This is a genomic window from Streptomyces sp. NPDC091377 (assembly GCF_044757045.1).
Taxonomy (GTDB): domain Bacteria; phylum Actinomycetota; class Actinomycetes; order Streptomycetales; family Streptomycetaceae; genus Streptomyces.
In genome coordinates this window covers 79,329-100,557 of sequence record NZ_JBIVUE010000022.1, presented here as the reverse complement: position 1 = coordinate 100,557, position 21,229 = coordinate 79,329, and the positions used below count along the sequence as shown (strand labels likewise).

Genomic DNA, 21,229 nt, shown 5'->3' with positions numbered 1-21,229 from the left:
AGCCCAACGCCGAAGAGGCCCTCGCTTTCGCCCATGCCGCCCGCGCGGAGACGATGATCAGCATCCAGTGCGATGCACGACATCGAGTGGGCTCCACTGAGCCTCCGCCACCTTGAAGCCGCAGTTCATAAGGTTGGTGTGATCGGTTCTTGGGGTGCTCACGCTGGTCGTGGGCGACTGTCTGCGAAGTAGATCATCTGACGGAGTCGTGCCGGGACGGATCAAGCGTCACGACAAGTCAATGGCAATTCGAGGTAACGATCAGGCAGGGTGGACTGATGCCTGAGTCGCCCTTGCCCGGAGGTTTCGTCAATGCGGTCGTTCGTGTCGGGGACACGGTGCGCCGTCCAGCCTCGGCTCGCACGTGGTTCGTAGGTGATCTGCTGAGGTTGCTTGAAGCCCGTGGCTGGAGTGGTGCTCCGCGGTATCTCGGTGTGGACGACGAGGGCCGAGAAGTTCTCAGTTACCTTGAGGGGAATGTGGCTTGGGAGCCGCGTCAACCTGCTGCTGTCTACTCCGACGAGAGTCTGGCGACGGTCGCCCGGCTCGTGCGTGAGTTCCACGAACTGACTGCCGGCACCCCGCTGGCCGGTGACCAAGAGGTCGTGTGCCACAACGACCTGTCGCCCAAGAACACGGTCTATCAGGTGTCCGGTAGGGAGCTTCGACCAGCGGCATTCATCGACTGGGACCTCGCGGCGCCGGGCGCGCGGATCCATGACATTGCTCATGTCTGCTGGCAGTACCTCGGTCTGGGACCTTCAGTCACCGATGTCGAGGAGGCTGCCCGGCGAATGAGGCTGATTGTCGACAGCTACGAGTTGGCGGACCGGCAACGTCTCGTATCCACGATCTTGTGGTGGCAGGACCGGTGTTGGCGTGGCATCGAGTCCCAGGCTGATGCCGGTGACGTCGCCATGACCCGGCTCCGTGACGCAGGCGCGGTAAGACACGTCCGAGCGGCCTACCAGTGGGTTTCCGATCATCAGAGTGCACTGGAACGCTCAGTGCGGTGAGCGTGTGAGTAACGTTCGCGGTGGGTTCGCTGGTTCCTTCCCGTGGCGGTCGGACGGCCTTCTACGATCCGACGCATGCTGGATCCCGAACTGCTGAAACGGATCACCGCTCGTCGTGCGGAGTTGGACGAACTCGAAAAACAGCTAACGAGCTCGTGCACGGTAGGCAGTGAGACGTCGAGGACGTCAGTGGGGCTCGGAGTTCACATCTGCCGTGCGGATTTGAGGCCGTGATCTGTTGGTGGGACAGCAGGCCGGCGATGGCTTGGACGGTGTCGCTCATGTGTTCGCGGCGGCCGAGGTGGCGGGCCAGGGCCCGCCAGTTTTTCAGGTGGGCGATGCCGTGCTCGACGCGGATGCGGCGTGAGGAGTGTGCTTTGCGCTGGCGCTCGTAGATCTCCTCGTACCAGTCCGGGGCGTTCTTCTTGAACTTGCGGTGCGGTGGTGTCACCACGCGTCCGCCGGTCTGAGCACCCAGATCCTGGTAGCCGGCATCGGCGAGGATCTCGACGGCGGGTCCTTCGGCCAAGAGCTTGACCAGCCCTAACTGGCGGGCGTGGGTGATGTCCGCGCAGCTTGCGGGCTTGGTCGGGCTGCAGAACAGCACGCGGCCTTCGTCGTCCGTGACGACCATGGATTTGACGGTGTTCTGCTTGTTCTTGCCGGAGATGAACTTGTCCCGGTCCTTGCGTCCGGCGGCCGGGCGGCGGACTCGGATCTCGGTGCCGTCGATGATGCCGGCCTTCCCGGTCACGCCGAGATGATCAACGACTTCGGCCAGACTTCGCAGCCGCACGTCCGGGCTGACGGTGCACCCCCGCTCGGCGAGCAGGGGCCGTACCTCGCCGATGGCCCGGGTGATGGTCGAGCGGTCCACGCCGAACCAGCAGGCGAACACATCGTGAGTCGTCCCGTGACGGAGATGAACCAGGGTGGCAAGCAGCCGATCGACAAACACCAGCCGCCCACTGTCCGCTTCCGCTGCCTGGAGGCGAGCCTGACCTGGTGGCGCTCGTGCCACAACGTGCCTATCTCAGCAACGAGTTCAGCGATCACATCTGCCGTCAGGCCCGTGATCCGCCGGTTGCTGATGATCACTGCACGAGTCGCATTCCCCACCACACAACCATGATCAACGATCAAGAGCCCGACGTCTCACTGCCTACCGTGCACGAGCTCGTTAGTGATCGTTAGCAGATTTGTCAGAACCGGAGAAGACCGCGGCGTCGATGTCCGCCCGAACGCGGCGAGCGCCGGCCACGCCTCCGTCGCCGTGATGTTCGCCGGACCGTACTCGCGCTTCTCGCCCCTGGCGTCCGCCTTCACGGCCTGGTCCCCCTTGAAGAACCAGAACCCGGACTCGCCGTGCGGGCCAGAGGCGACCGCCGCGCTGACTCCGTCCCTGAAACCGCTGCTCATGTGAGCTCGCTCTCTCGACCGGCTCGCAAGGGCCGGACACGGGCCCGTGGCCAGCACCGTAGGGCACCGGTGCCTGGCCGGAACCGGCAATCGGGCCCGGTCGGGGAAGGGTTCACCCGGGCAAGTGGCGCACGGCTGGCCGGGCCGGGTGAACCCTGTGTGCGCAGTCGGCGGTCCTGGTCACGCGGTGGCCCGCAGCCTCGTGCTCTGCGGTTCCTCGGGGGTCGGCCCGGGCCCGGCGGCGGCTTCGGTCCAGCTCCTGTCCGCGGTGGCTCCGGCGGCGGCGAGGCCGACCGCTGTTGGCGAGCCACGAGGAGTCCTGGCTGTGGCGTCTGGCCTTGGAAGCAGGGCTGCTGGCTGCCCGCTCCGGGTCATAGAAGGGACAGGCAGCAGCTTTGCTGGTGCAGATCAGCTTGCGCGTGCCCCGGCTCCGTACCGGTCCGTCAGGCGTAGTACGGCCGGACCTGCGGTGGGTGCTGGCCAGGACTGGATCAGGTACCACTCGGTGACCACGTCCGGAGCCCCGTCGACGGCGGTGTCGCGGCCCCGGGCGTGGATCCGGAGCCGGTAGTGCCCGGGGCCCTGGAAGGACAGGGCGGGGAGTTCCTCGTCCAGGTCGGCCATGAGCGAGCGGATCATCAGTTCGCCCGAGGCGGAGTGCGCCGAGATCTCCACGATCTCCTGCCAGTCACCGTCGTCGGGTTCGGGCCTGGCCTCGTGGAGGGTGACCGTGACATGGACGTCGCCCGTGTGGATACCGGTCTGGACCGTCGTGGCCCCGTCCACCACGCACACGAGTCCGTTGCTGCTCCGGTCAAGAGGCGGACCGGTGGGACCCTCCTCGTCGCCGATGTCGAACTGATGGTACTGGACAGGGACTTCACCCCTGCCCTCTCCGATCTGGTCACTCATCAGGAAGCCCTCTCCGCCCTCGTGACGGGATCATTTGAGCCACACCAGAAACTTGTCCTTCTCGATGGTGCGGTTGTACAAGTAGAACCTGCTCAGCGCACGGCCGGCCATCCTCGTTCTGCCACCGGTTGATCATGCGGCGGCTGAAGTTGCCGGTTGAGCCGCCCTGCCACGTGGAAGCCATGGGGTACTCGTCGCAGCTGCGGCCCGGAGGCCGTGGCAGGCTGGGCGGGCATGTCGCGTTCCGGTTTTGCCTGATCTTCACCTTGTCGGTCTGGCGGGTCAGGTGGCGCGTGGTGCCGTACTTGCCAGGCAGATTCAGCGTGTTCTGCGCGTATTCGATGTGCGCGGCGAGCTCGGGAAACTCGCCGGTCTTCGCATAGGCCATCGCTGGGATGTAGGGCATGACGCAGCCCGTCTTCGAGGTCCCCGGCAGGGCATTGTCACAGCGCACCGGCGGGGCGGGCAGGGTGATCGTGTTGCTGGGTGTGGCTCCGAGGCTGGTGAACAGCCAGGACGCGGTCGCTTGGCCCTCGCCCCTGTCGCCCTTCGGGGTGGTCCTGATGGTGGTATCGGCGAAGAACCGGCCCACGGCGTCCTGGGTGCGGCTCATGGGCTGGGCCGGGAAGGTGCTCTGAGTAATCTTGCGCTTTCCGGTGCACTTCGCGCCGCCCGAGGCGTTCACGCCGTTGAGCGTGCCTGAGCTGGAGACCTCCATCAGTTCGACCTGGTACGCCCAGGTCTTGATGGTGCGCCGGCTGTACGCGTAGGCCCCGTACGAGGTACTTCATCCGGCCCGTCACACGTCCGGTGCGCGGGTCGATCTGGGCGAGGTCCGCCGGAAAGATCCCGCATGCCTTGAATCTGATGACGTACCGCTTGCCGTTGGCGCCGTTGTCGTCGCACCAGTCGGGAGAGGGCCGAGCGTCCACGGTTGGGCCCGGCAACGACACCGGTCGGTCCGCCGCCCAGGTCGCGCATATCACCGGCATCGTGATTCCTGCGGCCCGGGCCCGGCCAGCTGCCGGTTGCAGACGGCTGCGGCGCCCACGGGCCGGTGACCGGGCCGGGTATCAGTACACCGCCGTCCGTGCCGTCGCTGTCGCCCGGCGGGTTCCCGACCGGGCCGGGTGTCTCCACCTCCGGCTTCGCCGGTGATGGCTGGGAGATGACGTCGTCGAGTTCCAGCGACGTGTCGTCCAAGTCCTCAGGCTCGGGTACTGACACCCAGCTCGCGGGTGCTGCGCTTCCCCTGTCCGGGGCCGCCGGCGTCGCGGACGTCGGCCACCTGCGCGGGGCTCAGCGTGCCGCCAAGCAGTCCCAGCACTGCAGCTCCGGACGGCAGTAATGTCCTCCATCTCAAGTTGTGCCCGCCTGTGTTGATTCCGTTCGAGACGGCAGGCGTGCGCGGCTGCGGCAGCAGTGCCTGCCGGGGCAATGTGATCGAAGCACAGGCTTCACACCACTTCCGCACACCGTGGGCGGTGCCCCCTCGAACATGGCGTAATCATCATGCAACATGGCAAGTTCACTGAAGGACCGTCACCGGAGCCAGACGGGGGAATGACTACGCTCCGCCGTACTGACCTGGTGTCAGCGATGGACGGCACGGACGACGGCGACGGCGATAGCGGACGGTGATACGTCAACAGATGGGGTACTATGCCGAAAGGCCGATGATCACGGGTGGCCCCGCCTTGGCCTGGACGCCGCCAGCTGCGGGTACAGCCCTCTGAGAGCCCATCCTCAAACCCTTGTTGATCTCGTACGACATCGCGGTCCGTGACCGCGCGGCCGGACTGGCTCCCGCTGCTGTTCGCGCAGCCTGCGTCCCGGATCTGTGCACTCAGCCGCGACGACGTCCTTGACGACGGGACCACGCTGCGGCTGCGCCTGGGCACGCACCCGGTAGAGATCCCGCCGCCGCTGGACGAGATGCTCCGCGACCTGGTGCGCCACCCGGACGGCAAGGCCCATCGCCTCGAACCCGGCCCGAGCCGCTGGCTGTTCCCCGGTTCCCGGGCCGCTCGCCCGATGGAGCCGGTCAGGCTGTCGCGCAGGCACAAGGCGCTCGGCATCCGGCCCGGGCCCACCCGGAACGCCTCGCTCATGGACCTGGCCGCCGAGCTTCCCGCGTTCGTCTTCAGCCGTCTGCTCGGATTCTGCGAGCAGACCGCCGCCCACTGGATGGCCGGGAGCGCGGCAGCGACGAGGCCCGCCATGCCGCCCACCGGGCCCGCGGGGCGGACCACGTCTGATACCCCCCGGGTTCTGCCAGGTAAGGGGCGGGGTACACGGTGTCGGCGGGGTCCCTACAGGAGGGCGCCGCCGGACACTTCGAGGCGCTGGGCGGTGACCCATCGCAGGTCCTCGGAGGTGAGCGCGGCAATGGCGTCGCCGATCTCCTGCGGTTCGCCGACGCGGCCGAGCGCGGTCTGCGCGCTCAGGCCCTCGCGCATCTGCGCGTCGTCCCGCATGGCGCCGCCGTTGAAGTCGGTTGCGGTCGGCCCCGGCGCGATGGCGTTGACACGGATCTTGCGCGCCCCCAGCTCCACGGCCAGTGTCCGGCTGAGGACCTCGACCGCCGCCTTGGAGGCTGAGTAGACCGAGGTGCCGGCACTGGTGTGGCGGCTGAGGGAGGAGGAGACGTTGATGATCCGCCCCCCGTCCGCCAGCACGGGCGCAAGCGCCTGGATGAGGAAGAACGTGCCGCGCACGTTGGTGTCCATCACCGCGTCGAAGTCATCGACCGTGACCGCTTCCAGCGGTCCGAACAGCCCAATCCCGGCATTGTTGACCAGGACGTCCAGCCGGGTCGCCTTCCAGCGCTCCAGTTGCGCGGCGAGGCGGGAGACGAAGGCGGGAAAGGAAGCCACGTCGCTGATGTCCAGCCGCAGTGCGGCAGCCGTGGCGCCGGTTTCCTGAACGCTCTTGACCGTCTCCTCGGCCTCCTGCGCGTCGCCGCGGTGGGTGACGATGACGCGCAGCCCGTGCCGGGCCAGCGACTGGGCCGTGACTCGGCCCAGCCCACGGTTGCCGCCGGTCACCAATGCGATCCTGCCTGACTCCATGAGTGCTTCTCCATGCGGGAACGGAACGGCCCCGGCCGGAGTGCTCCCGCCGGCCGGACGCGAGTCGAGCGACTCGCCTCTATCCACGTAAACATCCGCACAGTGGGGAGTCAAGTGACTCGCCTCGCCATGAGGCATACTGGGCCCATGACCGCAGGGCTCTCCGCGCACCATCAACGACTCGCGCAGCGCAAGCGCGAGGCGATCACCGCAGCGGCCACGAAGCTGTTCCTGGAGCGGGGCTATGACGGGACCTCGCTGGCGAAGATCGCGCAGGAAGCGGTCGTCTCGAAGTCCACGCTGTTCAAGCAGTTCCCCACCAAGGCGGCGCTCTTCGAGGCCATCGTCACCGAGTACTGGAAGGGCGGGCCGGACCCGGCGGCGCCCGCGACGCAGCCCGGTGACCTGGGCGCCGGCCTGAGCGCGATCGGCCGCCAGTACGCCGACCTCATCGGCCGGCCCGCGATGGCGGCCCTCTTCCGCATTGTCATCGCCGAACTTCCGCGCTTCCCGGAACTGGGACGGGCCCAGTTCGAGCTGGGCAAGCTGCCCTACTTCATCTCCGTCCAGCACTACCTGGAGGCCCAGCACGCCACGGGCACTGCGGTAGTACCTGACGCGGAGAGCGCCACCAACCAGTTCCTCGGCATGATCGCCAACTACGTCCTGTGGCCGCGGATGCTGCTCGCCGACTGGAGCCCCGCACCCGCCGACGTCAGCCATGCCGTCAACGAGGCGGTCACGACGATGCTCGCCCGCTACGGCCGCAGCGCCGACGACCCGCAGCACTCCTGAGGGCTCCGGCACCGCTGCGGGTGCGGACGGCGCCCGCCCCCGGACCCCGCAACGCTGCGGTAGGCGGCCGGTCGGTGCCGGGGCGGCCTGTAGGCGTCATTCACGCGACGGGCGCCCGGCGGGCAGGTCGCCGGCTCGTGAAGCGGCACGAGCCCAACGCCACGGAGGCGAGGAGCCGACGCCTACTGCCCGTCAGTAGCAGGACGGGCGGGCAGCAGGCGGAGCGCCGCAGAGTGATCGACGGGGCACGTTCCGGGCCCTCGCCGGAATGCCCCTGGCCTGCCAGGCCCGAAGGCCCGTCGTGGACACGTCCAGCCGTACCCGGTGCACACACCAGGTCGTCGGGGTCGGTGCCGCCGCCTTCGGGGTGGGCGGGTCCCGACCGCGGTCACTGCTCGGCCTCCTGGCCGTCGGCGGGCTGCGGCTTCTTCGTCCAGCTCGCAAAATCCACACCTACCTCGTTCTCGAAGAGTCACCTGCGCTCACCGCTGACCGGCACGGCCGGTGCGCAGCCGACGCATTTCTCCAACGGCGAGAGCGGGAACTCGCCGCGGCCCTCGGCGCCCAGATCGCGGCTGCGGGCGACGCCCAGGGCTCGGCCGGTCAGGTCCGCCGACTGGAGCAGGGACTGGCAATACCGCGCCCGCTTCCGGGGCGAGACGGATGCGGCAAGCCTAGCCAAGGCACGACGAGGCCCGGCGCGGGGAGGGTCGCGGCGATGTCGACCAGCGGTCCAGGACGCTGCGTCGGCGGCGGGGAGTTGCCAGGCCCGGTCGGCCATCAGCGCGGCCAGTACGGGGGCGAACCCGGAGGGCTGTGTGTCCCGCTTTACGGTCGTCGCCCGGCTCCGGTCGGGAGAGCGAGAGGGCCGGTTGTCCATGGATGACGATCGGTACGGTGGACCGCGTGCCGAAGCCGGCCTTGCCCGAGCTCTTTCCCGACCACGGTTCGAGTGGTCCCGGACGTGCTCCGGGAATGCGAGTGGAGCGTAGGGGTCTTGTTGGTGGTGGCTGTCAGCGGTGTGCGGTGTAGGGGTTGGGGGTTCGGCACCAGAGGTCAGTGCGGGGGTCGTCGGCGAGGCGTTTGGTGGTGTACGCCTTCACGGGCAGCGTCGGGGCGTGGAAGAGGGCGTGATGGTGGCGGTTCCAGTGGTCGGCCGGCAGGTCGGCGTAGGTGGTGTCGATGGTGTGGGCGGCGTAGGCCCACAGGCTGTCGTCATCCGCGGCGTGGATGAGTCCGGCAAGGGTCATGGTCATGGCGGCGGCGAGTTTGCTGTGCAGGACGAGGGGGTCGTCGTTGACGATGGTGCCGCGCAGCGGGGGGTGGATTCCGAAGCGGTGGGGGCTGAGGTGGATGCCGCCGACGTCGCGGTAGAGGAGCCCGTGGGGTTGCTGGTTCTCGTCGAGGACGAGGAGGGTGTTCTGTCCGTGGGCTTCCAGGGCGATTCCGCGGTCGAGCATGCGCAGCAGGGGCGGCACGGTGGCGGTGATGACCGTGGCGAAGTCGATGCCCGGTGTGGTGCTGGTGGTCAGGGCGGACAGGGGGACAGCGACTTGGCCCGCGCGGAGGTGGCGTTCTGGGGGCTGGCGCAGGACGGCGCCGAGATGCGGGTCGATGCCAGCGGCGTGTGTCTCGCGCAGGAAGGTCAGGCCGGGAAGGTCGGGGAGGACGCGTGAGAGGGCGGGCCCGTTGTGCATGGTGGGGTGGGACAGGCCACGGACGGCAGAGGTCAGCTGCACGTCGATGGACATTTTGATCTGCCATTGCTCTGTGGCCACGGACCGGAGCGACATGAGCGGCCGTGCCGGTATCGAGCCGGCGGCGATGAGGCCGTAGCGGGGCAGGATGTGGTCGTGCTGCCAGGGGTGGACCGGGAGCAGGATGCGCGGTCCGTCGGTCAGGGGCCAGTCGGGGGCGGGGGTGTGCATGCGTTCGCGGGCCACCGCGACCAGGGGGAGTTCGAACTCTGGGCGGTGTTCGGGTGCGTAGGCGAGGACTTCGGCCACGGACATCCCTGGCCGGCTGCGGCTGCAGGGGTGGACGGGGTGGCCGTCGATGACGCTCTGTTCGTACCAGGTGCTGTCGCGGGTCGTTCCCGCCCCGGAGGGGGCGTGGGCTCGGGCGAGCGCGAGTCCGTCGACGCTGCCGGACACCTCGGTCGCCAGGCGGTCCCCGTCGGGGCCCGGCCACAGGCATCGGACCAGCGTTGCCGGATCGGTGACGTCACGTCCGTCGAGGGTGAGTTCGGGCAGGTCGCAGGCGATGATTCCGGCGGCGTCCGGGCCGGTGACGTGGTGCCCGTTGTCGAAGGTGACCGTCAGACAGGAGGAGTCGCTCGTGCGTGACCGCAGTCCCGGGAGGGGTTCGCGTGCCAGAGCGCCCCAGAGCCGGCCCAGTACGGTGGCCTGCGCTCCGGGGAGGGCGGCGGCATAGCGGGGAACGGTGTCGGGTCGGGTCGTCTCCAGTTCGGTGAGGTAGCGCATCTGTGTCTCCCTCGACGGGTTCACGGGGTGGCAGCGGTGGGCGGTGTGCGCCAGGTGGGTGTCGCGCCGGTGTCGCGAAGCCGCCATCCGTCGTCGGGCAGAAGCTGGTTCTCGTAGTAGAAGACGGTGTCGGGGAACGGGAGGGTGCGGCCACCGTGGGCGGTGAAGGTCTCGCGGGCGGCTTGGTGGAGGTGAGTGGTGGGGACGCCGAGTCTGTCGGCGGCGACTTGGGCGAGCCGGTCCAGGGCGTGGTGCGCCATGTAGCTGTCGTAGACGAGGCTGAAGACGCGGGAGACCGGCTCCCGCACGTCCTGCCCGATGACGCTGACCGGAGGGAGGCCCTTGTTCGGCCCTCCGGCTTCGCGGGTTGCCGGGTCGACGAAAAGGTCGCAGTCCCGGAAGAGGACGGCGGTGTGCCCGCCGTCCGGGTCGAACGAGAACAGGGTGTTCTGGCCATGCAGTTCCGGGGCGCATCCGGTTTTGAGGACCGCGCGCAGCCACAGGCGCACCATGGGAACCACCACGCGGCGGGCCAGCCATCGGGCCGGGGCCTCGCTGCCGCGGGCGATGAGCTGTTCCATCAGTGTGGGGTCGTGGGGTCGGCGGACGTCGCGGCCGTACAGCGCGAACAGCGGGACGGTGTGGTGCGGCGGGTCCGTGGCGATGTCGCGTCCTGCCATGCCCCGGCCGGGGCCGACGGTGGTGCCGCCCCGCGGGTGCAGTTCGCGGATGAGGAATCCCCATGCGGTGTCCGGAGACGTGCCCAGCACCCCGCCGGCCGCTTCCGTCAGGACGGGCAGCCCTGCCCTCTCCAGTTCCCGGTACGTCCAAAGCTGGGTGCGGATGGCCTGCTCGCCGAGCGTTCTGACGAAACGCGACAGGCGCTTGGGATAGTGCATTTTGACGAAGTGCGGTTCCACCCGGACCCCGTCGATGCGCTCCACGAAGACGGTGCGCGTGTTGGCTGCCGGCACCACTGACAGTTCCGGCCCGCGCTCAGCGTGGTACAGGACTTCCCACCCCGGCAGCGGCCGGTGGGTGAGAGTCGCGGGATGCACGGGCAGCAGGAACGCGTCCCCGCGCCGGTAGAGCTGGGCGACGGCTGACCGCACGTGCCCGTGGAGGAACACGCCGTGCCTGCGCGGCACCACGAATGTGGGAACGGTGAAGCGGTCGGCTCCGACCTGCGGGTGATAGAGATCGGGGACGTCAAGGTCGGTGGAGAACGGGCTGTAGGCGCGGGTTCCACCGCCGAGGTAGCGCTCCGCGTACTGCCAGGTGCCGAGCAGGTCCCCTGCCTCGCCGAGGATCACGGGCACCACCTTGAAAGACGGGAACAACAGCTCACGGCAGAATCGGTCCGAACACGCCTCACGGCCTGTCCCGGCCCGCCACGCCCGCCAGTGGGGCGGGTGGGCCCGGGGTTCGGCGTCACAGCTCCTCAACCATGGGCAGACCGAAAGCCAGCGGGGCCGCACGCACATAGTCCCGTAGGTCTCGTTGCTCCCCAGTCCAGGGGAACAGCGGTTCGGCCAGCTCCGGATTGACGAAGTACATGATCGACCGCCGTCCTCCCGCATGTGTCCGGCGGACCTGGTGATAGAGAGGCGCAACCGCGCCACCGGTCAAAGCGGTCAGCACCGACCCCGCCAGGACCAGAACCTGGTCCGGTGAGTTCACCACCGGCCGCATCTCACCGCCGATCTCGAACTCCAGCCCCGAACCCCTCGCGTGAAGGAGAGTCACCATGTGACCGTCCTCGTGCCGCTCCTGCAGGAACTCCCGCCCGGCAGGAGCCGGTAAGTAGTTGTTGAACTGCAGGTGGGAGGCGACCGCGAACCTGGGCGCCGTCGCACTGAAACGTGCCGCACAACCGTCCAGGAGCTCTGTGGTGAGGTCACTGCACACGGCCTGCCACGCAAGCAGCGCCGTCGTGAACGGCTCGATGTCCGCCGCGCCCGGGATGAGATCGAGCCGGCCGGCCCACAGTGTGAAGGACTCGTTGCAGTCCGGGCGCTCAGGAGTGATCGAATACTCGATGCCCGTCGGACGGTATCCGTAGTTGCTGTCGGCGCCGCTGTGCCGCAGCTTGCCGTCGGCAGGCAGCTCGAAGAACCCGCTTCCCTCCCGGAGGCAGGTGCCGGCCACATCGGCCTCGTGCCGCCCGAGCGCGATGCAGGCGTATCCCTGGCGGAACAGGTCGTCGACGGCACGCGCCATCGCGGTCATCTGCCCTCCCGTGGCCTTGCACCGACTGTCCCCATCGACTCGCCGTGCGCGTCCTCGCCTCGCCAAGTACTGCCGCTCGGCGGCGGGCCACAGAGGACCGAGCGCGCGCCGCCTCCACTACAGCACTCTCCCCACCCACCGGTCAGGGCGCGGAACCCAGGCGCACGAGGTCACACAGTCAAGGCGCGCGAACCAGCGATGCGCCCCTGCATGCCCACTTGCCAGGACGCTGTCAGCCCCGCTGCCGGCCCACCGCAGTCGGCTGCTGCCGGCCCACCGCGGTCGCTCGGCCCAGGTGGGCACGGCCTGCCCGCACGGCTCCGTTCTCATGGACATAGTCGGTCTTCGACGCGTCCGATCCATCGCGTGCGGAAGAACCGTGTGCGGAGAATCGAATGACGGTGACGTAACTGCGGGGCATCTGACGAGATGGCTGGTCTAGAGGAACCCGGCGCGAGGACCCCGCGACGGCACCGCGAACCGGGCTCTTGGGCCGCGACACGCCGCGTCCGCCCCGCAACGCGCGGGGCCCTCGCGGCCTCCGCCGCGGGCATGGGAGCTCGGAGGGGCGGCCTCTCCCGACGGGCAGTCGGCCGTCGTGCTCAGCAGACCAACTCCGACCTCAGCCCTTTTGGAGAGCAGCAGCCCTTTTGGAGAGCAGCAGCTCCTTTGGAGAGCAGCGTGGACATGAGCGTCACTGGCGAACTCGTCGCCGGGCAGGACGACGAAACCAGCGTCGACGTCAGCAGGTTCCTTCAGGCCGGCATCCTCGCCCTCACTCAGAACAATAAGGGCTTCGAGGCGTACCACGGTGTACCACGTCCTGGTCCGGTTCTGCTTCAACGGTGAGGGTCCGTGGGTAGCGGACGAAGCCAAGTTCACGGCCGACGGCCCGACGGCAAGGCCGGGGCCGGGGCGGCGTCCGCCGTGGTGGGGCCGGTCTTCATGGGCGCGGGCGCCAGGATGTGCAGGGCGCGGACGTTCGCGTTCGGCACCCGCTCATTGGCCGCCCCGATCAGGCGCGGTGCGGTCCAGCACGGTTTCGTGCCGACGGCCGGGGCGTCGGGGCGTCGGGGCGTCGGGGACAACGTCCAGGTGACCGGTGTCCACCACGTCCGCGATGGCCGGGTCGCCCCGCGACGGCCGGACAACCTGGCGGTGCGCCTGGAGTGCACGCTGGTATCCCTCCGGCGGGTGGAGCGCTCCGCAGGCGCGCCAAGCGGGGGCGGAGCGACCGGCGGTGCCGGAGACGGCCGAGGCGCCCGGGAACTGCCCCCGTGCACTCGCCGAAGCCAGTCGTAACTGCTATTGTTTCAACAAGAGGGGAGGTGAGGGACAACGTGGGGGCCAACAGCAGACTGACTGTCGCCGCGCATGCCCTGACCTGGATCGGGCTGTATCAGCGCCGCGGGCACGAGGTCGCGACCTCCGAGCAGATAGCGACCAGCGTCAATACCAATCCCGTGGTGATCCGGCGCCTGCTCGCCCAGTTGCGCAAGGCTGGGCTGACCGACTCGCGCAGGGGTGCCGGGGCCGGCTGGACGCTGTCCCGGGACCTGTCGACGATCACCCTGCTCGACGTCTACGAAGCGGTGGAGCCGGGGCCGATCTTCGCCCTGCACCCTGCCGCACCCGACCGCGAGTGCGTCGTGGGTCGGGGTATAGCACCTGTGTTGGGTGCCGCCTACGACGGTGTCGAGACCGCTCTTCGCACGGAACTGGCGAGAACCACGCTGGAGGACGTGCTGCGCGACGTACTGAGGGACGCCTAGCTCCGGCGGCGGATCGTGACGGGGCGGCGCCTTTCGCGGCCCGAATCGTAACAATAGTAGTTACATCAAGCATCGGAGAATGCCATGGGACAGCTGGACGACAGGACCGCCCTCGTGACCGGGGCCTCCACCGGCATCGGCCTGGCGATCGCCCGCCGGTTCGCCGCCGAAGGGGCCACCGTCTACCTCACCGGCCGCCGCGAGGCCGAGCTTGAGAGCGCCGTCGAGCAGATCGGCGACCGCGCCATCGGGATCCGGGGCGACGTATCGGAACTCGACGATCTCGACCGGCTCTTCGCCGGGATCACCGAGCGCAGTGGCCGCCTCGACATCGTCGTGGCCAACGCGGGCGTCGGCGGCTTCGGCCCACTCGGCACGATCACCGAGGAGGAGTACGACCGCACCACCTCCATCAACCTCAAGGGCACCGTCTTCACCGTCCAGAAGGCGCTTCCGCTGCTCCCGGCGGGCGCCTCGGTGATCCTGCTCTCCTCCAGCGCGGCCCTGCGCGGCGTCCCCGGCCTGGGCATCTACGCCGCCACCAAGGCCGCGACCCGCAGCCTCGCCCGCACCTGGGCCGCCGAACTCGCCGACCGCGGCATCCGGGTCAACGCCCTCACCCCAGGCCCCGTGACGACCCCCGGCGCCGACGAACTGCGGGCCGCCCTCCCGCAGGACGGCACCGAACCCACCGCACCCACCCCGCTCGGCCGGACCGGCCACCCCGACGAGGTCGCCGCGACCGCCCTCTACCTGGCCGGGGACCAGAGCTCCTTCACCACCGGCGCGGAACTCCTTGTCGACGGCGGAGCCACCCAGCTCTAGTCATACAGACCGCCCTCGGTCCGATCCCGCACCGAGGGCGAGCGAATCACTGACACCTGCTCGGCACCACGGCGACACTCCTCCACCCCCGACCTACCCTTTGGGGCAGAGATATGCCGCTTCCTCTTCCTCGGATTGAGAAGCCGGCCCACATTCACCGTGAGTGGCGGAGCCCGCCATGTGAGCAAGTGGCGACCAGGAGGCGCAGCACGACCGTCGGGCAGGGGCAGCACACCGCCCGACGGTCCGCGAGAAGGGGGGCAGGGCAACCAAGCCGTCCGTGAGCAGATGTGCCGTAACGTCGCGGGTGGAGCACACCACAGGCGATGCTGACGCTGTCCGCTCTGCCCACGTGTACGGAAAGGACGCTCATGCGCCGTTCCAGCCTTCTGACCGCCGCGCTTGCCCTGGCTGCCGTTCTGACCAGCGCGACGCCGGCCCATGCCGCGCCCGTCATCACCTTCTCCGGCTCGGACTGCCCTGCAGGGCGTCTGTGCCTCTTCCGGGCCTACGACTTCACCGGCGGAGGCATCGCGCTGTCGTCGCACACCGAGCTCTACTGGCTGGAGATCCACGGATTCAACGACCAGATGTCGTCCTGGTCCAACAAGAGCGGCGTGACGTGCATGTGGTGGAACAACGCGCTGGACTCGGGCGGCGGACACGAGATGCGCAGCGGTTACCGCGTCAACCTGCCCGGCCACGAGAACGACACCGCTTCGTCCGTGCGGTGCGACTTCTTCTAGCCGAGGGCCAGCCGCCAGTTCGCGCCCAATCCCTCAGCTCACCGCCCGGATATGCCGTCTTTCCCGGCGCCGACGCCGTAACAGGGCGCCTCTCAGGCCGTGCGAGGGCGGTTTCGCCAGCAGTGGGCAGCCCACTCCAAGAGGGCGGTGGGCCGTTTCGGGCCCTTGCGGGCTGGTGGGTGGCTGGGGTGCATGGCAGACATCCTCTTCCGTGATGGCGGAGTCGTCAGGGAGTCCTTCCGGCCGGTGGCCTCGGAACCAAGGCCGGGACAGGACTCCCCTACTTCTTGTGCTGGCGCTATAGCGGTCGGCGGTGAACTCCTCCAGGTGGGACGCGAGTTGCCGGTCGGTCAGGGCGATGAAGGCGGTCCCGCCGGGCGGGCGGCCAGCCGGTCGACCTCCGTCTCCAGCAGACCGGTCGGGGGTGCGCGCGGGAGCCGTTGGCGCGGACGTAGCCGACAAAGATCTCCAGCGCGGTGAGAAACACGGTGTCGGGCGGGGTGGTGTCCGCCGTGGAGCGGGTGACCTCGTGGTACCAGTGCCGTGCCCGCCTGGACCCGCCTGCGGCGAGGTGGTGCAGGTGCAGGCAATAGGCCACGGCGCGGGTGTCGGCGCCTGCGGCGAGCTGCCACCGGAAGAGCGCGGACAGCTGATGGCCGGTCAGGTGGAGGAGGCAGGCGTAGACGAGGGCCGTCGGCTTCACCGTGGCGGCACCTGCCTGGGCCGGAGCCTCCTGGACACAGGGCCGCTTGCAGAGCCGGGTGTCGCGGCACCGACTGGTCGCCGTCGGGGCCGGAATCATGGCTGCCGCGGTGGCGGTGGCGGCATTGTGCACCATACCGGTACGGCTCCCGGCCGCGGCGGTGTCCTCAATGGCGATAGCCGCCGCCATCGGCATGGCTCGCGACGCCGTCACTCACACTGCTGTCGCTCGCGCACACTCTGGCTGACAGGCAGGGCTACGCAAGCGGCGCGACGCAGACCTCGCAGAACCTTGGCCAGAGCTTGGTCCTGGCCGTGACGTCGGCTCGGTTCATGGCAGTCTCAGCGGCGTCAACGAACCGCCTCCCCACATGTGCCGGAGCCTTCGCGCTCCTGATCCTTCCGATTGCGGTTGCCACCTGCCTGGCAGGCCGGACACGCGTCACGGATAGGGGCCAACACGATGCCTCGGGGCTGTCCACCACCACGGCAGAGGGACAGCTACGGTAGGCCGATGCCGCCGACACCGCACCGTGCCGCGCTCCTCGTCATCGACATGCAGCGCAACATGAGGCCCATCATGCACCGCCCTGAGCAAACCGTCGGAACCATCGCGGGGCTCAGCTACCGGGCGCGTGCCGCGAATGTTCCCGTCGTCACGGTTCAGCAGCAGGGGTGCGGCGATGCCTTGCCCGGACTGGCACTGCGGAACGGAGAGCCGGTGGTGACAAAAACCTGCGCGGACGCCTTCTTGGGCACCGAGCTCGACGAGACGCTCATCCGGCTCGGCGTGACAGAGGTCCTGGTCACCGGCTTTGCCACCGAGAACTGCGTGGAGACGACCGCCCGCCAGGCCCTCAGCCACGGCTACGACCTCGTACTGGTGGCGGACGGGCACACCACATCGGTTCGCCCCCAGCCCACGGACTTCATCCCTCCAGACCAGTCGATCGCCCATCACAACGAAATCTACCGGCACATCGACTTTCCCGATCGCAGCGTTCGGGTCCTGCCTGCCACAAAGATTGACTTCATAGCGCCGAAGCTGGATGCGCCCGAGGCGTAATGAGGCCGAGGAAGTACCCCTCCGCGACTGCGCCGGTGCCGCATCGGCCGGTCACGTCCGCCTCGGGTACGCCCGTGCCTCGAACCGCCCCGGCAGTCCCTTGACGCGCACCTCGACTCCCTCGCCGAAGTCGGGGTGATCCGGGTCCTCTCGGAGAAGATCTCCACTCGCCCCACGAAGTGGCCCGAGCTGGAGGCTGCTGTGAGGCTTGCCGGGGAGATCCGTTCCTCCGGGGTCGCCGTCACCCTGGTCGTCCGCGAGCACGAGCGGCTCGGCCGCGGCATCGAACTCGCCATACTCGCCGATGAGCCGAAGGCGAGCGAAGTCGGCCCGAGTTCCTCACCGGGGAGCTGAAGGGGCTCGCACGACCCGTCTGGCATCGTGTTCACCATGCTCGCGGCCATGTCCGGGATGGAGCGAGCGTACATCCGCGACCGCACCCTTGAATGCCATGAGTCCGCCCGAAAGCGCGGCAAGACCATCGGCGGCGCCGGTCACCGACGAGTCCATGCCGCCCATGGCCCTGCGCCTACGTGACCTGGAGATGAGCCTGCGCGACATCGCCAAGCGGCTCCTCAGCACCACGGGCGCGAAGAAGGGACAGCACCCCTCCCCGGCAACCGTGATGAGGATGCTGCGCGAGCACGAATAACATGCCGCAGCGATCTCCGCCCCGCAGTAGGCCCGTCAGTTGTTCCAAATCATCCCGTTGCCCCCTCTGGCCCGTATCTCGGTCAGACCGCAACGGGCTCCTGGTTGCCAGCCTCTGCGTTGTGCGGACTGAGCACCACACTCACCAAGATCAAGTACTGACGGCATTCGGGCGTGCCTCGGCGCTACCCCGTTCACGTTGATCAGCCCGCTCGCAGACGATGCTCTCCGCACAGGCCGTGATCTACCGCTGACCGCTCATGCGGCCAGTTCTCAGGGGGATGCAACCTCGCCCGCCGGAGATCACGGCCAGTGATAGTGACAGCACCCGCCCAGGTGGTCCGGACCTCGTTCCGGTCGAAACCCGGATGCCTCACACGGCACACCAAATACCCGGCTGGCATCCGCCACCGCCGTACCGGGACCGATAGCCCGCACGGGCTCTCTGAAGACCCTCGCAGGTCACGTAGCGGTACTGCCGGAGCGGTCGGAAGTAGAAGTTCGGGGTGATCCTGAGCAATAGCCCGAGCGGCCGAGCCAGGCTGACGGCCGAAGAACTCGCCGCGCTCGCTGTTCTCAAACTCGGCTGGGCGGCAGATGCAGGGGCAGCACCACCGACCGGGTGAAGGCAGGCACCGTCCCGCTGGGAGAGCCGCGGCGCGGGCGGATCCGCCGCCAGACTGTGAAGGGCCGAACGCCACCGTCGTCCACCAGAGGTCTCATGCCCCAGCCCGACGCCTTCCTGGCCGTGTGCGGTCACACCCACCTCTTCCCCGGCGCCCGCTGCCGCCTCCAGGGACTGCCCGACCCCCAGACCTTCGCCGACCGGCCGCACCCGATCGATGTGCTCCTGCGCTTCTCGGACTCGGTCACCACCGACGCACAGTTGCGCACCGCCGACCCGGCCGGCACCGTACTGGCCGTCCCCGCCTACACCACCGGAGCCAGCACACCGATTGGCGCCCGCGCCTGGCTGGTCCGGGAGTTCGCCCCCACAGGGGACGAGGTGGAACTGACGATCGGCGGGAACGCCCAGAGCTGACCTGCCGTACAGGGCACCCCGCGGCGCACCGGGCTCCTCGCCTCGCCAGTCAACCAGCCAACAGGGGAGGGCGACGTCGCCGCTGCCGCTGGAGGCAGGCGGGGGTGACACCGGACACGCCGCGGAGCCAGGTGGGGGAGATCCAATAGGAGTCCAGCACGCAGCGTGCCCGCTGGCGTGAGTGAACCGGCCGGCGGCAGACGGTGCGCAAAATGAGGGGCGCGAGGAGCTGCCACCCTGCCACCCCACCCAACAGGATGTCAGTCCTCCGGTCCACACTGGCGCGAGCGAGGCGGCACAATGCTGTGCTTTTGACGGTGGGAGGGGGTGGCGATCCCGCGCCAGTGCCTGAGCCGGTTGAAGCAGCGTTCCACCCCTGTTGCGGCGCTTGTGGACCTCAAGGTCGAAGGCCGGTGGCCGTCCGCCCCTGTTGCCGCGTCGGGCCCGGTGCGGACCTGGTCGGCCCGCTCGGGGGTACGGGGGCGGGGCCGAACGGTCTGGCTCCATGGCGTGCCGGTGCTGCGTACGGCTGGCGGGCTTGGGCCGTATGGCCCGAGGGAGGTGTCGAATGGGGTCCACTGGCCCGCTGTTGCAGCGCGGCGCTGCGCCGGGACACCGCGGACTGTGTGGAGTCGAGCCGCCCGCCGCCTTGGTGAACGACCCGGCCGTGGTCACGGACCCGGACAGCCTCAACGCGTCGACCTCGAACACGCCTCCGGGCCTCGCTCGCTTCCCGCAACCCATTCTCCAGGTGCATAGGTCCTATGCGATTCAGTCGCTGGTCGAATGCCTTGGCCCGTCCTAACGTCGTTCACGCGGCGGGATCCGCAGGGGGAACCACCCCGCCGCACCGCTGCCCATGAGACCCGAGGGGGAAGTGTGTCATCACGACGGGGAGCACCGTAGTGGGCGCGATCGGAAGGCTGCTGAGGGCCGGGCCGGAAGCGACGGCGGGACACCACGACACGGTGTGGCCCGTGGGCTCGGGCAGGAGCCGCCCCTGGTCGGGGGCCGACGGGCCCGCCCTCGGCCCGGCGGTCCTGGACATGAAGGCGGGTCTGGAGCAGATGCTCGATGCCCCGGCTCCGCTTCCGTTCCCCGGACGGGGTGGGCGTCCTGGTCGGCGGGGACCGGGGGGTCGGCGGCAGCCTACGGCCGCCCATGGAGCCGGCGTCCGCCGCCGGACTGCTCATCCACGCCTCCCGATCCGCTGCGGAAGTGGGCCAGGAACTGACACGGGTGGGATCGTCGGCGGCGGCGTCTCGGACGGCAACTACACCGCGACTGCGGGATGTCCGATGCCGGACGGCTTGGGCGCCGTGGCGCACAGGCGAAGACCGAGTATGTCGAGCTCGTGCAGATGGTGCCCCGTACCCGTCCGTTCGCTCGACTCATCATGCGGACACCGCGCCGGGCCGACCGTGGTCGTCGTGGCTCCGTGTGAAATGCGGCTGGGACCGTCTCGCAGCGCCTCGCATCCGGTGATGCCGACATTGCTGTTGCTGCCGTCCCGTCAGCCGCTCCATATCGACGGGAAGATCATGGCTCTGTTCCAGGGAAGACGGTTCATCATGCGGCAGAACGTGGCCGGGCTCGGCCTCGGCGAGAAGCTCGGAAGTTATCCCATCGCGGGAGTGGGAGGCGGCCTGGCTCAGATGGCGCGACGGGTCGGCATGGTGCTGTACGTCATCCTGATCGTCGGCTTGGTGGCCGTCGCGCCCCCGGCCGCGTTCGCCAAGGGCGCCGTCATGACAGCGGTGGTGCTCGTCCTGTTCGGCCTCATGCTGGCATGGCGTCGTATGTCCGCCAAGTTCGGGCTCAGACGCTGCTACCTCTGCACGGACGGTCTGATCGTCACCAATCTGTTCGGCGGCGTGCAGGACGCGGTGGCCTGGAGCGAGGTGACCGTGCTGAACCGGCTCAGCGGCGCGTCAGTCTTCATGATGTTCCACCGCTTCGAGATCGCACGGCACGGCCGCAGACCCTTGGCGTTCCTGGCGATGGGCCTCAAGCCCCCCTTGGTGGACGCTCTGCTGAACCTGCTGGCCAAGAACGGTGTTCGCTGAGGGCGGCCGTGCCGACTCGTCTCCCGCTCCTTCCGGCGGGACCACTGAGGCTGTTCGCCAGATGATCGATTCCGAGGGATGCCCTGCGGAGGGTGTGAGGTGGGCGCTGGCCGGAGTCACCGCGAGATTGCGTGAACCGCATGGGCTTGCCCAGCGACCGGGGGTAGGTGATTTCGGCTCGGGTGCTGTCTCCGATGTAGTCGCCGACTACGAGTATTTCATCAGCGAGCCGGATCTTCGCCTTGTGCAGATCGTCGAGTCGAACCTTCAGCGCCTCGGCCTCGACGGGATCGGATCAGAGTGCGTGGGGCGACTTCATGTCACAGCCCGGTTTGACGACCATCTTTCCGGCTTTGGTCTCCCGCAGATCGGCCTCGTTCATCTCGGTCATGAAGCGGGTGGAGCCGCAGATCACGACGATACCCGGGGCTGCC

Annotated in this window: 22 protein-coding genes and 1 pseudogene; 12 read left to right on the top strand and 11 right to left on the bottom strand. The window is 68.8% G+C overall.

All coding sequences use genetic code 11. The features are described 5' to 3' along the window. The first annotated feature begins 278 nt into the window (after positions 1-278). Complete coding sequence (locus ACIQNG_RS33635) at positions 279-1,016, top strand: phosphotransferase (RefSeq protein WP_401490346.1); 738 nt, start codon at positions 279-281, stop codon at positions 1,014-1,016. A gap of 103 nt (positions 1,017-1,119) precedes the next feature. On the opposite strand, the gene ACIQNG_RS33630 is transcribed toward ACIQNG_RS33635, so the two are convergent. From ACIQNG_RS33630 to ACIQNG_RS33615, 4 genes are all read right to left on the bottom strand, one after another. Continuing rightward, complete coding sequence (locus tag ACIQNG_RS33630; RefSeq protein ID WP_401490344.1) at positions 1,120-1,974, bottom strand: transposase family protein; 855 nt, start codon at positions 1,972-1,974, stop codon at positions 1,120-1,122. 197 nt (positions 1,975-2,171) lie between these two features. Continuing rightward, positions 2,172-2,435, bottom strand: coding sequence for a hypothetical protein (locus ACIQNG_RS33625; protein WP_401490342.1), 264 nt, complete (start codon positions 2,433-2,435; stop codon positions 2,172-2,174). 408 nt (positions 2,436-2,843) lie between these two features. After that, the gene (locus ACIQNG_RS33620; RefSeq protein WP_401490340.1) at positions 2,844-3,347 is read right to left on the bottom strand and encodes a hypothetical protein; all 504 of its coding nucleotides are present in this window, start codon (positions 3,345-3,347) and stop codon (positions 2,844-2,846) included. Then, a complete protein-coding gene (locus ACIQNG_RS33615) occupies positions 3,340-4,065 on the bottom strand; it encodes a hypothetical protein (RefSeq protein ID WP_401490338.1) in 726 nt (241 codons plus the stop codon). The genes ACIQNG_RS33620 and ACIQNG_RS33615 overlap by 8 nt, the downstream gene beginning before the upstream one ends. Before the next feature lie 372 nt (positions 4,066-4,437). Between ACIQNG_RS33615 and ACIQNG_RS33610 the strand changes: the two genes are divergently transcribed. After that, complete coding sequence (locus ACIQNG_RS33610; protein ID WP_401490337.1) at positions 4,438-4,695, top strand: hypothetical protein; 258 nt, start codon at positions 4,438-4,440, stop codon at positions 4,693-4,695. A 964-nt stretch (positions 4,696-5,659) separates the two neighbouring features. Here the strand turns inward: ACIQNG_RS33610 and ACIQNG_RS33605 are convergent. Continuing rightward, positions 5,660-6,418 carry an SDR family NAD(P)-dependent oxidoreductase gene (locus ACIQNG_RS33605; protein WP_401490335.1) on the bottom strand — a complete coding sequence of 253 codons (759 nt, stop codon included), beginning with the start codon at positions 6,416-6,418 and terminating at the stop codon, positions 5,660-5,662. 147 nt (positions 6,419-6,565) lie between these two features. Between ACIQNG_RS33605 and ACIQNG_RS33600 the strand changes: the two genes are divergently transcribed. Beyond that, positions 6,566-7,213 (top strand): TetR/AcrR family transcriptional regulator, encoded by a 648-nt coding sequence (locus ACIQNG_RS33600; protein WP_401490333.1) that lies wholly within the window; start codon positions 6,566-6,568, stop codon positions 7,211-7,213. Between the two features lie 472 nt (positions 7,214-7,685). Here the strand turns inward: ACIQNG_RS33600 and ACIQNG_RS33595 are convergent, their stop codons facing one another. The 4 genes from ACIQNG_RS33595 to ACIQNG_RS33580 form a co-directional block, all read right to left on the bottom strand. Then, positions 7,686-7,895: a hypothetical protein gene (locus ACIQNG_RS33595; protein WP_401490332.1), complete on the bottom strand. Its 210-nt coding sequence runs from the start codon at positions 7,893-7,895 to the stop codon at positions 7,686-7,688. 331 nt (positions 7,896-8,226) lie between these two features. Then, the gene (locus ACIQNG_RS33590) at positions 8,227-9,696 is read right to left on the bottom strand and encodes an IucA/IucC family protein (RefSeq protein ID WP_401490330.1); all 1,470 of its coding nucleotides are present in this window, start codon (positions 9,694-9,696) and stop codon (positions 8,227-8,229) included. 20 nt (positions 9,697-9,716) lie between these two features. Next, entirely contained in the window at positions 9,717-11,009 is a 1,293-nt protein-coding gene (locus tag ACIQNG_RS33585; RefSeq protein ID WP_401490328.1) for a ferric iron reductase, read from the bottom strand. A 118-nt stretch (positions 11,010-11,127) separates the two neighbouring features. Continuing rightward, positions 11,128-11,925 carry a 2OG-Fe(II) oxygenase family protein gene (locus ACIQNG_RS33580; protein ID WP_401490326.1) on the bottom strand — a complete coding sequence of 266 codons (798 nt, stop codon included), beginning with the start codon at positions 11,923-11,925 and terminating at the stop codon, positions 11,128-11,130. A gap of 681 nt (positions 11,926-12,606) precedes the next feature. Between ACIQNG_RS33580 and ACIQNG_RS33575 the strand changes: the two genes are divergently transcribed. From ACIQNG_RS33575 to ACIQNG_RS33560, 4 genes are all read left to right on the top strand, one after another. Next, positions 12,607-12,774: a hypothetical protein gene (locus tag ACIQNG_RS33575; RefSeq protein ID WP_401490324.1), complete on the top strand. Its 168-nt coding sequence runs from the start codon at positions 12,607-12,609 to the stop codon at positions 12,772-12,774. Positions 12,775-13,265: 491 nt separating this feature from the next. After that, the gene (locus tag ACIQNG_RS33570; RefSeq protein ID WP_401490371.1) at positions 13,266-13,697 is read left to right on the top strand and encodes an Rrf2 family transcriptional regulator; all 432 of its coding nucleotides are present in this window, start codon (positions 13,266-13,268) and stop codon (positions 13,695-13,697) included. Positions 13,698-13,781: 84 nt separating this feature from the next. After that, positions 13,782-14,522, top strand: a complete 741-nt coding sequence (locus tag ACIQNG_RS33565; protein WP_401490322.1) for an SDR family NAD(P)-dependent oxidoreductase — start codon at positions 13,782-13,784, stop codon at positions 14,520-14,522. Between the two features lie 371 nt (positions 14,523-14,893). Next, entirely contained in the window at positions 14,894-15,268 is a 375-nt protein-coding gene (locus ACIQNG_RS33560; RefSeq protein WP_401490320.1) for a peptidase inhibitor family I36 protein, read from the top strand. A gap of 298 nt (positions 15,269-15,566) precedes the next feature. On the opposite strand, the gene ACIQNG_RS33555 is transcribed toward ACIQNG_RS33560, so the two are convergent. Beyond that, positions 15,567-16,106 carry a hypothetical protein gene (locus ACIQNG_RS33555; protein ID WP_401490319.1) on the bottom strand — a complete coding sequence of 180 codons (540 nt, stop codon included), beginning with the start codon at positions 16,104-16,106 and terminating at the stop codon, positions 15,567-15,569. 378 nt (positions 16,107-16,484) lie between these two features. Between ACIQNG_RS33555 and ACIQNG_RS33550 the strand changes: the two genes are divergently transcribed. The 5 genes from ACIQNG_RS33550 (at position 16,485) to ACIQNG_RS33530 (ending at position 20,795) form a co-directional block, all read left to right on the top strand. After that, complete coding sequence (locus ACIQNG_RS33550) at positions 16,485-17,036, top strand: isochorismatase family protein (RefSeq protein ID WP_401490316.1); 552 nt, start codon at positions 16,485-16,487, stop codon at positions 17,034-17,036. 201 nt (positions 17,037-17,237) lie between these two features. Further along, positions 17,238-17,390, top strand: a complete 153-nt coding sequence (locus tag ACIQNG_RS33545; RefSeq protein ID WP_401490314.1) for a hypothetical protein — start codon at positions 17,238-17,240, stop codon at positions 17,388-17,390. Positions 17,391-17,487: 97 nt separating this feature from the next. Next, positions 17,488-17,688 (top strand): hypothetical protein, encoded by a 201-nt coding sequence (locus ACIQNG_RS33540; RefSeq protein ID WP_401490312.1) that lies wholly within the window; start codon positions 17,488-17,490, stop codon positions 17,686-17,688. A 720-nt stretch (positions 17,689-18,408) separates the two neighbouring features. Continuing rightward, on the top strand, positions 18,409-18,729 hold the full coding sequence (locus ACIQNG_RS33535) for a hypothetical protein (RefSeq protein ID WP_401490310.1): 321 nt from the start codon (positions 18,409-18,411) through the stop codon (positions 18,727-18,729). A 1,484-nt stretch (positions 18,730-20,213) separates the two neighbouring features. Continuing rightward, positions 20,214-20,795 carry a hypothetical protein gene (locus tag ACIQNG_RS33530; protein ID WP_401490307.1) on the top strand — a complete coding sequence of 194 codons (582 nt, stop codon included), beginning with the start codon at positions 20,214-20,216 and terminating at the stop codon, positions 20,793-20,795. A gap of 115 nt (positions 20,796-20,910) precedes the next feature. On the opposite strand, the pseudogene ACIQNG_RS33525 reads toward ACIQNG_RS33530, so the two are convergent. Beyond that, a pseudogene (locus tag ACIQNG_RS33525) lies at positions 20,911-21,216 on the bottom strand (hypothetical protein); the annotation flags it as partial. Positions 21,217-21,229 lie beyond the last annotated feature (13 nt).

Coding starts and splice junctions, on each gene's coding strand:
- ACIQNG_RS33605 (WP_401490335.1), bottom strand. CDS start 6,418: ATGGAGTCAGGCAGGATCGCATTGGTGACCGGCGGCAACCGTGGGCTG.
- ACIQNG_RS33535 (WP_401490310.1), top strand. CDS start 18,409: ATGCCCCAGCCCGACGCCTTCCTGGCCGTGTGCGGTCACACCCACCTC.
- ACIQNG_RS33530 (WP_401490307.1), top strand. CDS start 20,214: ATGCCGACATTGCTGTTGCTGCCGTCCCGTCAGCCGCTCCATATCGAC.
- ACIQNG_RS33600 (WP_401490333.1), top strand. CDS start 6,566: ATGACCGCAGGGCTCTCCGCGCACCATCAACGACTCGCGCAGCGCAAG.
- ACIQNG_RS33555 (WP_401490319.1), bottom strand. CDS start 16,106: ATGGTGCACAATGCCGCCACCGCCACCGCGGCAGCCATGATTCCGGCC.
- ACIQNG_RS33540 (WP_401490312.1), top strand. CDS start 17,488: ATGAGTCCGCCCGAAAGCGCGGCAAGACCATCGGCGGCGCCGGTCACC.
- ACIQNG_RS33590 (WP_401490330.1), bottom strand. CDS start 9,696: ATGCGCTACCTCACCGAACTGGAGACGACCCGACCCGACACCGTTCCC.
- ACIQNG_RS33620 (WP_401490340.1), bottom strand. CDS start 3,347: ATGAGTGACCAGATCGGAGAGGGCAGGGGTGAAGTCCCTGTCCAGTAC.
- ACIQNG_RS33615 (WP_401490338.1), bottom strand. CDS start 4,065: ATGGAGGTCTCCAGCTCAGGCACGCTCAACGGCGTGAACGCCTCGGGC.
- ACIQNG_RS33635 (WP_401490346.1), top strand. CDS start 279: ATGCCTGAGTCGCCCTTGCCCGGAGGTTTCGTCAATGCGGTCGTTCGT.
- ACIQNG_RS33580 (WP_401490326.1), bottom strand. CDS start 11,925: ATGACCGCGATGGCGCGTGCCGTCGACGACCTGTTCCGCCAGGGATAC.
- ACIQNG_RS33550 (WP_401490316.1), top strand. CDS start 16,485: ATGCCGCCGACACCGCACCGTGCCGCGCTCCTCGTCATCGACATGCAG.
- ACIQNG_RS33625 (WP_401490342.1), bottom strand. CDS start 2,435: ATGAGCAGCGGTTTCAGGGACGGAGTCAGCGCGGCGGTCGCCTCTGGC.
- ACIQNG_RS33560 (WP_401490320.1), top strand. CDS start 14,894: ATGCGCCGTTCCAGCCTTCTGACCGCCGCGCTTGCCCTGGCTGCCGTT.
- ACIQNG_RS33565 (WP_401490322.1), top strand. CDS start 13,782: ATGGGACAGCTGGACGACAGGACCGCCCTCGTGACCGGGGCCTCCACC.